The 11,282-nt window shown below is 72.6% G+C and carries 10 protein-coding genes; 5 read left to right on the top strand and 5 right to left on the bottom strand.

Annotation, left to right across the window (positions count from 1 at the left end; translation table 11 throughout):
* Positions 1 to 39 precede the first annotated feature (39 nt).
* From GA0070618_RS28395 to GA0070618_RS28385, 3 genes are read left to right on the top strand one after another with little or no spacing between them, the layout of a single operon-like run.
* Positions 40 to 210, top strand: coding sequence for an MbtH family protein (locus tag GA0070618_RS28395; RefSeq protein ID WP_088984361.1), 171 nt, complete (start codon positions 40 to 42; stop codon positions 208 to 210).
* Positions 211 to 265: 55 nt separating this feature from the next.
* Positions 266 to 1,318, top strand: a complete 1,053-nt coding sequence (locus GA0070618_RS28390) for a ketoacyl-ACP synthase III family protein (RefSeq protein ID WP_088984360.1) — start codon at positions 266 to 268, stop codon at positions 1,316 to 1,318.
* A 41-nt stretch (positions 1,319 to 1,359) separates the two neighbouring features.
* Complete coding sequence (locus GA0070618_RS28385; RefSeq protein WP_088984359.1) at positions 1,360 to 2,307, top strand: LysR family transcriptional regulator; 948 nt, start codon at positions 1,360 to 1,362, stop codon at positions 2,305 to 2,307.
* 187 nt (positions 2,308 to 2,494) lie between these two features.
* Here the strand turns inward: GA0070618_RS28385 and GA0070618_RS28380 are convergent, their stop codons facing one another.
* The 5 genes from GA0070618_RS28380 to GA0070618_RS28360 are packed head-to-tail and all read right to left on the bottom strand — an operon-like array spanning position 2,495 to position 8,486.
* Positions 2,495 to 3,964: a UbiD family decarboxylase gene (locus tag GA0070618_RS28380; RefSeq protein ID WP_088984358.1), complete on the bottom strand. Its 1,470-nt coding sequence runs from the start codon at positions 3,962 to 3,964 to the stop codon at positions 2,495 to 2,497.
* Entirely contained in the window at positions 3,961 to 4,518 is a 558-nt protein-coding gene (locus tag GA0070618_RS28375; protein WP_088984357.1) for a flavin reductase family protein, read from the bottom strand. Before GA0070618_RS28375 ends, GA0070618_RS28380 begins: the two co-directional genes overlap by 4 nt.
* A gap of 20 nt (positions 4,519 to 4,538) precedes the next feature.
* The gene (locus GA0070618_RS28370; protein ID WP_088984356.1) at positions 4,539 to 5,297 is read right to left on the bottom strand and encodes a dioxygenase family protein; all 759 of its coding nucleotides are present in this window, start codon (positions 5,295 to 5,297) and stop codon (positions 4,539 to 4,541) included.
* A 46-nt stretch (positions 5,298 to 5,343) separates the two neighbouring features.
* Positions 5,344 to 6,852, bottom strand: coding sequence for a 4-hydroxyphenylacetate 3-hydroxylase family protein (locus GA0070618_RS28365; RefSeq protein WP_157749030.1), 1,509 nt, complete (start codon positions 6,850 to 6,852; stop codon positions 5,344 to 5,346).
* On the bottom strand, positions 6,849 to 8,486 hold the full coding sequence (locus tag GA0070618_RS28360) for an HAL/PAL/TAL family ammonia-lyase (RefSeq protein ID WP_088984355.1): 1,638 nt from the start codon (positions 8,484 to 8,486) through the stop codon (positions 6,849 to 6,851). The genes GA0070618_RS28365 and GA0070618_RS28360 overlap by 4 nt, the downstream gene beginning before the upstream one ends.
* A 370-nt stretch (positions 8,487 to 8,856) precedes the next feature.
* On the opposite strand from GA0070618_RS28360, the gene GA0070618_RS28355 reads away from it, so the two are divergent.
* Together GA0070618_RS28355 and GA0070618_RS28350 are read left to right on the top strand one after the other, a co-directional pair.
* Positions 8,857 to 9,588: a response regulator transcription factor gene (locus GA0070618_RS28355; RefSeq protein ID WP_143740278.1), complete on the top strand. Its 732-nt coding sequence runs from the start codon at positions 8,857 to 8,859 to the stop codon at positions 9,586 to 9,588.
* A 327-nt stretch (positions 9,589 to 9,915) separates the two neighbouring features.
* Positions 9,916 to 11,262 (top strand): MFS transporter, encoded by a 1,347-nt coding sequence (locus tag GA0070618_RS28350; RefSeq protein ID WP_157749029.1) that lies wholly within the window; start codon positions 9,916 to 9,918, stop codon positions 11,260 to 11,262.
* The last annotated feature ends 20 nt before the right edge of the window (positions 11,263 to 11,282 follow it).

The raw sequence follows: 11,282 nt of genomic DNA, 5'->3' as shown, positions 1-11,282 counted from the left end.
CGGGATCCGTCCACCCACCAGCGAGGGGAGAACGAGGTCATGCAGGAGTTTCTGGTCGTGGTCAACGACGAGGAACAGTATTCGATCTGGGCGGCCGACTCCGCGCCGCCGGCCGGCTGGCAGCCCACCGGCCACCGGGGCACCGAACAGGAGTGCCTCGACCACATCGAGCAGGTGTGGACCGACATCCGTCCGAGGTCGGCCCGCTGAGGCGCGGGCGGGAGGACGTCCGGCACGGCCGGATCACACGGGGAGAGACACCGAGATGTGGAACCGAGAGCTGTACATCAGCGGGGTCGGCAGCTACCTGCCGGCCCCGGTCCGGGCGGCGGACGCGGTCCGGGAGGGCCGCTACGCCGCCGCCGACCACGACGACGACGAACTGGACCTCGTCCTGGTCGAGGCGTCGGCCTCGCCGGCCGAGATGGCGGTCCACGCCGGCCGGCAGGCGCTGGCCGACGCCGGCGACCCCGACGGGATCGCCCTGGTGCTGCACGGTGCCAGCTACTACCAGGGCCAGGACTTCTGGACCCCGGCCACCTACATCCTGCGGGAGCTGATCGGCAGCCGGGTGCCGGCGTACGAGGTGCGGGCCGCCTCCAACAGCGCCATGGCCGCCCTGGAACTGGCGGCGGCGTACCTGCTGGCCGACCCGGACCGGGCGGCGGCCCTGATCACCGTCGCCGACCGGTTCACCCTGCCCGGGTTCGACCGGTGGGCCACCGACGCCGGGGTGGTCTACTCCGACGGCGCCGCCGCCGCGGTGCTGTCCGCCCGGGGCGGGTTCGCCCGGCTGCGTGCCGTCACCTCGCGCACCGATCCCGAGCTGGAGGAACTGGGGCGGGACGTCGAGCGCTTCCACGACGCCCCCGTCCCCGGCGGGCGTCCACTGGACCTGCGCGCGTTCAAGCGCCGGTACCTGAAGCGGGCCGGCTTCGCGGAGCTGTCCCACCGGTTGACCACCGGGCTGCGGGAGAACGTGACCGCCACCCTCACCGCCGCCGGCGGCGACCTCTCCTCGGTGGACCTCTTCGTCCTGCCCAACCTGGGCCGTGACCTCGTGCAGTGGGAGTTCCTCGAGCCGCTCGGCATCCCCGTCGAGCGGACCTCCTGGGACAACGCCCGCCGGATCGGTCACCTCGGCGCGGGCGACCAGTTCGCCAACCTCGCCCACCTGCGCCGGACCGGACGGTTGTCGTCCGGGGACCGGGTTTTGCTGGTCGGCGTCGGTCTCGGCTTCAGCTGGACCAGCGCACTGCTGGAGATCACCACCACCGGACCGGGAGCACCGGTCGGTACGTCCACCGACCGGTCCTGACCATCCCCGTCCCCTCTGCCCCGGCGATCGGAGGCCAAGCAATGAACTTCGTGCGGCTCACTGTGTTCAAGGAGGTCGTACGGCAGGGCTCGCTCACCCGGGCGGCCAAGCACCTCACCTACACCACCTCGGCGGTGTCCCAGCACATCTCCGCCCTCGAACGGGAACTGGGAGCGGTGCTGCTGGAGCGGTTACCCCGGGGCGTCCGCCTCACCGAACCGGGCCGGGCCCTGCTCGACCACGTCGAGCGGATCCTGGACGAGTACCACGCCGCCAAGGGCACCCTGGAGGCGATCGCCGCGGCCAGCGGCGGCCGGCTCCGGCTCGGTTCCTTCCCCACCGCCGACGCGACCCTGGTCGCCCGGGCGGTGGCGCGGTTCCGGCGCAGCTTCCCCGCCGTCGACCTCACCCTGCACCGGGTGGACCTGGCCGAGGCCGCCCACCGGCTGGTCACCGGTGAACTCGACATCTCCCTGGTGTACCTCTTCGACGGGCAGGACCACCGGCAGCTCACCGGCCTGGAATTGGGTCACCTGCTCGACGACCCGCTGCACGTCATCCTCCCGGTGGGCCACCGGCTCGCGGGCGCGGGCCCGATCTCCCTGGCCGACCTGGCCGAGGAGAACTGGATCCAGGGCACCCGGCAGAACCCCGTCGACGAGGTGCTGCCCGAGGTCTGCGCGCAGGCCGGTTTCCTGCCCCGCGTCGTGCTGCGCACCGACGACCAGATGTCGGTGCAGGGGCTGGTCGCGGCCGGGGTCGGCGTCGGGCTGGTCTCCTCGCTGGCGGTGCCGGTGCTCCGCGCGGACCTGGTGGCCCGCCCGGTCGCGGAGCCCGGCCTGACCGGCCGGATCCACACCGCCCAGCCGCTCGGCCTGACCCGGCTGCGCTCGGCGAACATCATGCGGGAACTGCTGGTCGAGGCGGCCCGTTCGACGTTCCGCCCGGACGTCCCGCCCCGGGTGCCGCTGCCCGCCCACCGCTGTTGACCGTCACCCCACCTCACCTTCCTGCCCGGCCGTCCCGCCGCCCGCCTTGCCGCGGCCCGCCCGGTTGGTTGCCGCCCGGGTGGTTGCAGGGGTCCCCTCCTCGGCAGAAAACGGTAGGAGGGGACCCCTGCAACCACCTCAGCCCCCGGCGACCACCTCGCACCACCTCAGCCCCCGGCAACCCACCTCAGCCGGGTGTGCGCTCCGCGTGGCGTCGGACCCGGGCCTGGAGGTCGGCGGGGTAGGCCTCGCGCAGGGAACTCTGCGCGAGGCGACCCGCGCCCACCGGCGGCAGCAGGCAGTCGTGCACCACCCGGGGGCCGGTGCGGGCCCGGCGTTCGGCGTCCGAGTAGCAGGCGAGGATCGGCAGGATCTCGCCGACGCTGACCGCGCTCCGGTCCACCGGATGCTGCCGGGTGCCGAGCGCCCAGAGCAGCTCCCCGGTGTCGGCCGGGTCCACGTCGTCGTCGAGCACGAACAGCTTCGGCACGGTGAAGCCGAACTTGCTCGCCCAGACGATCTCGCCGATCCGGTCGCACAGCTCGGCGGTGCCGGTGTGCGGCAGCCGCTCGCGCCAGTCGGCCGCCACCGTCACCACCAGCCAGTGGTTGGCGGTCTCGAACGGCGACCAGACGCCTGTCACCGGCAGGCCGGCCGCGTGGAGCAGGCCCAGCGCCTCGGCCGAGAAGCAGAGCCCGGCGGCGGTGTGGTACTCGTCCACCGGGCGGCCCTCGGCGACCAGCGGCCACACCGCGTCGTGCCGGTGGGTGACCGCGGTGACCGTGTAGACCGGCTGCCGGCTGGTCTCGGTGACCAGGTAGCCGGGGTACTCGCCGAACGGGCCCTCGTCGGCGTCCCGGTCCGTCGAGACGGTTCCCTCGATCACCAGCTCGGCGTCGGCGGGCACCGCCAGGTCCACGCTGACACAGCGGACGAGGTCCAGCGGCCGACCGTAGTGGGCGCCGAGATAGCCGACCTCGTCGACGTGGTCGGGCAGCGGCATGCTGGACACGAACGGGATGGCCGGGGCGCCGCCCTGGAACAGCGCGAACGGCATCGGCTCGCCCCGTTCGGCCCACATCTGCCAGATCATGGTCAGGTGCTGCCCCGGCACGAACAGACCGGTCATCCGCCGGTCGTCGAGCTGCTGCACCCGGGAGATCGACCAGTTGGTCCAGGACCCGTCCGGCGTGCGGGCGACGATCGTGCCCCAGGTGTTGACGTACGGGCCGCCGTCGCCGAGGTGCAGGGTCGGCACCGGCAGCCGGTCCAGGCCCGCGTCCGCGCCGAGGCGTACCACCTCCTGGCACGGTCCGGCCGTCACCAGCCGTGGCGGCACCGGCTGCCGCTCGCGGACCTGGGCCAGCCGCCGCACCAGGTCGGCGGCGGAGCTGTCCGGCGGCATGCCGAGCGACAGCGCCACCCGGGCGAGCGGCCGGTCCGGATCGCCACTGAGCGCGGCCTGCCCGGCGAGCAGCCGTACCCCCTGGCCGCCCCGGGGCCGGTCGAACAGCAGGGCGGGCGAGCGGGTCTCGTAGCTGTGCCGGGCGAAGGCCGCGACCTCCAGGTCCGGGTCGACCTCCTCGGTCACGACGCGCAGCTCACCCAACCGGTCCAGCGCGGCCAGGTGGCTGCGCAGGTCGGGAAGTTCGGTCACGGGACACCTCCGTTCGGTGCGGGACACCGCCGCGACGGGCCGTCGTCGGCGGACACTCCCTGCGGGGTACGGACGGGCATTCGGCCCACCGACGTGTCGAGACCGGTGAAACCGCCCCGGTAGAAGACCAGCGGTTCACCGTCGCCCGGCCCGATGTCGACCACCCGGCCGAGGTGCAGGACGTGGTCGCCGCCGTCGCTGCGCGCCCAGGGCACGCAGTCGACGTAGCCGAGGCAGCCGGCCAGCCGGGGGGAGGGGCGGTCCCGGCACCACTCGACCAGTGGGCGGCGGAGCTGCCCGGAGAAGTGCAGGGCCAGGTCGCGCTGCCCGGCGGCGAGGATGTTCACGGTGAACGGCGCCGCCGGCAGGTGCCGGTTCGCCCGGCTGGCCCGGTGCACCGAGACCAGCACCAGGGGCGGGTCCAGGGACACGGAGGTGAAGGCGTTCACCGTGATGCCGCCGGCCCCACCGTCGGGCAGGGGGTAGGTGACGACGGTGACGCCGCTGGCGAACGACCCCAGCAGTCGCCGGAGGTCGTGGGGCGTGACGGCCATGCGGGCACACCTCCCGGTGGTCAGCCGGACTGCTCGGCGGCCAGCACGAAGTCGTACTCGGCCACCAGGTCCCGGTCCTCCGGACGGGGTTTGAGGACCAGCTCGTCCTTGACCGCCTCGGCGACGTCGCTGTCCAACCAGGGGTCGTCGGCGAAGTAGAGCTGGGTGGTCAGCGGCCGGTGGTCGGGCGCGGTGACCTTGAAGTGCAGGTGCGCCGGCCGCCACGGATGCTTGCCGAGCAGGGCGAACAACCGCCCGGACGGGCCGGCCGCCGGGACCTGGTACGCGCCGGGCAGGATCGTCCGGATGTCGAACCGCCCGCCCGCGTCCGTCACCACCCGGGCCCGCAGCAGGTACGCCGGCAGCTCCGGCGCGAAGTGCGAGTACCCGCCGGTGGCGTCGGCCTGCCAGGTGTCCAGCACCGCGCCGGGCAACGGCGTGCCGTCCGGCGCGCGGACCACGCCGGTCAGCCGCAGCACCCGGCCGGGCTCGTCGGGACGCTGCGGCAGCGCGCACGGTGACTGTCGCAGCGGGGCGTCCGGTACGTAGAACGGCCCCTCCACGGCGCCCGCGCCCGCCCCGTCGACCGCGTTGAACGTCTCGACCGTCTGTTCGAAGAGGATGTCCAGCAGCAGCGGCCACTCGCCCGCCTCGCCGACATCGATCAGGAAACTCTTGATCGTCTGGTAGTCCGCGTAGCTGATCTCGTGACGGACCAGGGACTTCCGGACGTGTGCGACGAGTTCGCCGGCGAAGGCGGCGACCCGGTCCTCGGGCATCTCGTGTCCTCCTCGGTGTGGGGCCGGCCGGTGGCGGAGCGCCGGCTCAGGCGATCAGGTCGGGGACGGTCCAGCCGTCCAGGTCGTACTCGGCGAGGCAGCGGTCGACCAGGGCCCGGAACTCGTCGAGCCGGCCGGTGGTCTCCGCCTGGCGGACCAGGTCCAGCCGGACGCCCTCGTGGTTGCCGGCGTAGTTGCGTTCGTAGAGTTCGTGCCGGCCGGCGAACTCGGTGCCCACGCAGTCCCAGAGCAGCTTCATCACCTTGACCCGGTCCTGCGCCTGGTAGCCGTTGCTGCCCCGCAGGTAGCGGTCGAGGTAGGGGCGGACCTCCGGGTTGGCGAAGTCCCGGGTGCTGGAGTTGACGTAGATCAGGCCGCTGCCCACGTCCTGCTCGATGATCTCCTTGACCCTCGGGTAGCCGACGGTCATGAACCAGCGGTACGCCATCCCGTACTCCGGGTTCGGCAGGACCGAGCCGCCGGCCCAGGGCAGCGGGTTGCGGGCCATCGCGTCGCTGATGCCGGCGAACAGGTTCCGCCAGGCCAGCACCTCGCCGAAGCGGCTGCGCACGCCCCGGTAGTCGGCCGTGCCGGTGATCTCCAGTGCCTTGGCCAGCAGCCCGGCCAGGAACTCCAGCTTCACGGTCAGCCGGATGCAGCCGTGGAAGGTGAACCGGGGCACGAAGCCGGAGCCCGGGAAGAAGTCGTTCGCCCGCTCGACGTCGTGGTAGACGAAGACGTTCTCCCACGGCACCAGCACCTTGTCGAGGACGAAGATCGTGTCGTTCTCGTCCAGCCGGCTGGAGAGCGGGTAGTCGAACGGGCTGCGCGCCGCCGCCGCGGCGGTGTACGACGGACGGCAGATTAGCTTGACGCCGGGCGCGCCTACCGGGATGGTGCACACCAGCGCGAACTCCTTGCGCCGGATCGGCAGGCCGTGGTGGGCCACGAAGTTGTAGTGGGTTATCGCCGACCCGGTCGCCACCACCTTCGCGCCGCTGACCACCACCCCGGCGTCGGTCTCCCGTTCGACGTGGACGAACGTGTCCGCGACCTCGTCCGGCGGCAGGTTGCGGTCCACCGGCGGGTGGATGATCGCGTGGTTCCAGTACAGGACCCGTTCCTGGGACTCCCGGTACCAGCGCAGCGCGTTGTCCCGGAACGGCTGGTAGAAGTCGGCGTTGGCGCCCAGGGTGCCCAGGAAGCTGGCCTTGTAGTCCGGGCTGCGCCCCATCCAGCCGTAGGTCATCCGGGCCCACTCGGTGATCGCGGCCCGGTCGGCCAGCAGGTCCTCGGCGCTGCGTGGCGCCCGGAAGAAGGCGTGCGTCCGCCCGCCGCCGCCGGTGTCCGTGGGCACGGTGAGCCGGTCGGCGGTGTCCGGGTCGTGCAACGCGTCGTAGAGGCGGGCGGTCATCCGCACCGGGTTGCGGAAGGCCGGATGGGTGGTGACATCGCGGATCCGTTCCCCGTCGAGCCAGACCTCCCGGCCGTCGCGCAGGCTCTCCACGTACTCCGCCCCGGTCAGCGGACGCCGGGGCGGCGTCGGCCCGGTCACGCGACCGGGGCCGGGTCGGACGGCGCGGCCACCCCGGCGGCCCGGCGCAGCGCCCCGGTGCGGATCAGCCCGGCGACCGCCTCGACGTCGAGGTCCAACCGCCGGTCGCCGTCGACGAACGGGGACACCTCGCGGATCGCCGCGTGCACCCGCCGGACGGCGGGGGAGGCGTTCTCCACGCCCCGCAGGTCGATCGCCTGGGCCAGCGCGATCAGGTGGATGGCGGCGACGTTGCGGGTCAGCTCGACGATGGTCCGCGCATCCCGGGCGGCGATGGTGCCCATGCTGACCTTGTCCTGGTTGTGCGCCTCGGTGGAGCGGGAGAAGACGGTCGCCGGGGCGGCCATCTTCAGCGCCTCGGCGGTCACCGCCGAACAGGCGATCTGCATGCCCTTGAAGCCGTGGTTCAGGCCGGCCCGGGCGTCGTCCGGCGCGGTCGGGCTGACCAGGTTCGGGGTCAGCCCGTTGTTGAACTTCTCGTCGACGATCAGCTCCAGTTGGCGGTCCAACAGGTCGGCGATGTTGGCCACCGCCACCTTGAGGCTGTCCATGGCCTGTCCGAGGTGCCCGGCGTAGAAGTTCCCGCCGTGGTGCAGCGCGCCGAGTTCGCCGTCGAAGAGCGGGTTGTCGGTCGCGGAGTTGATCTCCGTCGTCACCCAGGGCCGGACCCAGGTCAGCGTGTCCCGCAGCACGCCGGTGACGTGCGGCGCGCACCGGATCGAGTACTTGTCCTGGATCCGGTGGTCGAGCCGGACGTAGCCGCGCTCGCGCAGCGGTTCCCGGCGCAGCAGGATCTCCTCGTACGACGTGGTCAGCGCGGAGCCGGCGAGCAGCGCCCGGACCAGGCCGGCGCTGTGGCCCTGCCCGGGGTGCGGCTTGCTGTCGTGCACGAACGGGTGGAAGTGCGAGGCGTTGCCGAGCAGCGCCTCGCACGACATCGCGGTCGCCAGGTCGGCCACGAAGGCCAGCTCCTCGGCGTCGGCGGTGGCGAGCGCGGCGAAGGCCGCGGTGAACGAGGTGCCGTTGATCAGGGACAGGCCCTCCTTCGGCTCCAGCCGTACCGGCTCCAGACCCTCCTCGGCGAGCGCGTCGGCGACCGGGCGGACCGTGCCCCGGTGCGCGACGTCCCCCTCACCGATCAGCGCGGCGGCGACGTAGCAGAGCGGCACCAGGTCCCCGCTGGCCCCGAGCGAGCCCCGTTCCGGGATCAGCGGCAGGACGTCGCGTTCGACCAGGCGCAGCAGCAGCTCCACGGTGCCGGGGCGGATCGCCGAGACGCCTCGGGCCAGGGAGTTGGCCCGGATCAGCATCGACGCCCGCGCGACCTCCGGCGTGGCCGTCGGGCCCACCCCGTTGAGGTGGTAGAGGACCAGGTTGCGTTGCAGGTCCCAGGCCTTCTCCGGCGCGATCTGCCGTACGCAGCTGTCGCCGAACCCGGTGGTGACCCCGTAGATCGGGATGCGCTGCGCCAACAACTCGTGCTTGAGGTCGAGGGAGGACTTCATGGCGTCGGCCGCCCCGTCGCTCAGGCGCAGGGCGACCTGCTCGGCCGGCCGGGCGACGGACACCACCTCCTCGATGGTCAGCGAACGGCCGTCGAGCACCAGGTCGGCGCTCGGCATGGATCGGTTCATCGGGTGCTCCTCGCAGGTGGGACCGGACGGGGAATGGGGAATCGCGCTCGGAGTTCGCCGGAAATGGGTGACGCCGGGAGGCGGGAAGTGATCAGGGGATCGGCACCGCTTCCGTAGTCTGCGCACTCCGGCGGTGCCCTGTCTTCCGACCCAGGTCCGGTTTCCGGCCCGGTCCCCGGTCCGGCCCACCCGCCGGTGACCGGACCACGGTCGAGGTCGCCGCGAGGGCGCGGGCTCGTCGGAGGAATTTAGAAACGCTGATACCGTACGGCGATAACTCTTAATTTCCTTCGTTGGATGGATTCCTGTCGTCTGTGTAGGCTCATCGGTGTCCACAGATACGCCGCAGTTGGTCGGAACGGAGGGTCTGGTGGGCGCTGGTCTCGCAGAATCCGCAGCGCCGGTCTCTGGCGCGACAGGCCGGATCCGCATACTCGTCGGCGGCAACCATCCGATATTCCGGTCCGGCCTCGGCCTGATGCTCGGGGAACTGTCCCCGGCGTTCACGATCGTGGGCGAGGCGGCCGAGGCCGGGGCGGTGGCCGACGCCGCCCGGCGGCGGGCGGCGGACGTCGTCGTCTACGACGAGGACAGTCTGGGGTCCGCGTCGGTGCTGGCCTCCGTCGCGCAGCTCGCCCCGCAGCGGTCCGCCCGGGCGGTCGTGCTGCTCGGCCTCGACGCCGGGGACTCCTGTCGGGAGTACCTGCGGGCCGGGGCCCGGGGGTTGCTGTTCCGGGACGGCGGTGCCGACGAGCTGGGATTCGCCGTCCGGTCGGTGGCCGAGGGGGGTGTCTACCTCACACCCCGGCTGGCCGGGGTGATCGTGCGGCCACTGGTCTGCTCGGGGCGCCCCGGCGGGTCGACGGGCCGCCTGGTCGGCCGGGGTGACCCGCTCACCCTCCGGCAGACGGAGATCCTCGACCTGATGCTCACCGGAGTGTCCAACGCGGAGATCGCCGCCGAGCTGTCGCTCAGCGAGAAGACCGTGAAGTTCCACGTGTCGAACATTCTGGGAAAGCTCAACCTGAAGAACCGGACCCAGGTGCTGGCCCACCTGATGGGCGGGCGGATCACCGCCGAGGGGGGTCCGGAGAAGGGGTGACGCGCGTCGGGCGCGATACGGACCGCAGGATCGCCGCACCTGGCGGGTGGCGCCGTTGGGAACGGTCGCATCGGGTCGGACACGGCCGGCGGCAACTGCGGCGGAACAACGGTAATCCAGCCACCGACTTCGATAGCATATCCGTCTCCGTTCCGCACGAATTGGCGTTCGCTCTCGGCGTATGGCCGAGGTTGACCCTCTCCCGCAATGTCGACTACGGTCGGTCGTGATCTGATAAACGTACGGTCGGCCGGTGCTATGTTCGCCCGACTCCGCGGCCCGCGACGACGGGCCGGTTGACCTCCCCGAACGCGAAGGGTTCTGCGCGTGGATCATTCGACGACCTCCGGCGATTCCGCGACCGAGACCGGATCGGCGGGCACGGTCCAGGAGCGACCCGCCACCGGCGCCGTACCGCCGGATCCGACCGTCCCGGGCGGCGACGGCGCGTCCACCCGCCTGCCGGCGGCGTTCCATCGACTCTGGACCGCGGCGGTCGTCAGCGGCCTCGGTGACGGCCTCCGCTACACCGCCCTGCCGCTGCTGGCCGCGAGCGTCTCCCGGGCCCCCGGCGACGTCGCCGCGGTGACCGTCGCGGGCATGCTGCCCTGGCTGCTCTTCGGCCTCTTCGTGGGGGTGCTGGCCGACCGCGTCGACCGGCGCACCCTGATGTGGACCACCGACCTGGTACGCGGCGTCGTGGTCGCGGCCTTCGCGGTGCTGCTCGTGGTCGGCGAGCCGTCCATCCCGCTCATCGTGGCCTTCGCGTTCGCCGTGGGCTGCGCGCAGGTGGTCTTCGACACCGCTGCCGGGGCCTTCCTGCCCGCCGTCGTCAACCCGGCGCAACTCGGCGCGGCCAACGGCCGCCTCATGGCGGCGCAGGTGCTCACCTCCCAGTTCATCGGTCCGCCGATCGCCGGCCTGGTGTTCGCCTTCAGCGTCGCGTGGCTGTTCGCCGTGGACGCGTTCACCTTCGTGCTCGCCGCGGTGCTCGTGCTCACCATCCGGGTGCCCCGCCGGGAGCCGGGAGCGGACGGCGCCGGCGTAGGCCGGGACGTGATCGAGGGGCTGCGGTGGCTCAACCGGCACCGGGTGCTGCGCGACCAGTCGGTCATCTACGGGGCGATGGCCCTGGTCAGCGGCGCGCTGCTCGGCATCTTCGTCCTCTACGTCAACGACCACCTGGGCCTCGGCAGCCTCGGCTACGGCCTGCTGATGGCGTGCTTCGCCCTCGGCAACGTGGCCGTCGCGCCGCTGGTGCCCCGGCTGCGCGCCCGGTGGGGCGACCGGGCCGCGTTGACCACCGCGGTCCTGGTGGTGATCCTCACCCTCACCTCGCTGGCCCTGCTGCCGACGCCGGTCGTCGCCGGCCTGTCCCTGTTCCTCTTCGGTGCCGCCGCGATGACCTGGATGGTGGTCACCGTGACCGTCCGCCAGGAACTCGTCCCCGACGCCCTGCTCGGTCGGGTCACCAGCACCTACCGGATGATCGGGTTCGGGGCCAACCCGCTCGGCGCCCTGGCGGCCGGGGTGACCGCCACCCTGATCGGCATCCGGCCGATGCTGGCCGCCGGCGCGGCGCTGGTGGCGGTGGTCGCCGTGGCGTTCCGGGCCGGCCTGGGCAGCCAGGCGGCGGTCGACGAGCACGTAGGAAAGGACCCGGCCGGAGCCTGACCTGAGACGACGAGGAGCCG

This window comes from Micromonospora echinospora, from assembly GCF_900091495.1.
In the GTDB taxonomy this organism is placed as follows: domain Bacteria; phylum Actinomycetota; class Actinomycetes; order Mycobacteriales; family Micromonosporaceae; genus Micromonospora; species Micromonospora echinospora.
The sequence above is the reverse complement of the archived record's forward strand: the minus strand, read 5'-3'. Positions and strand labels throughout refer to the sequence as shown.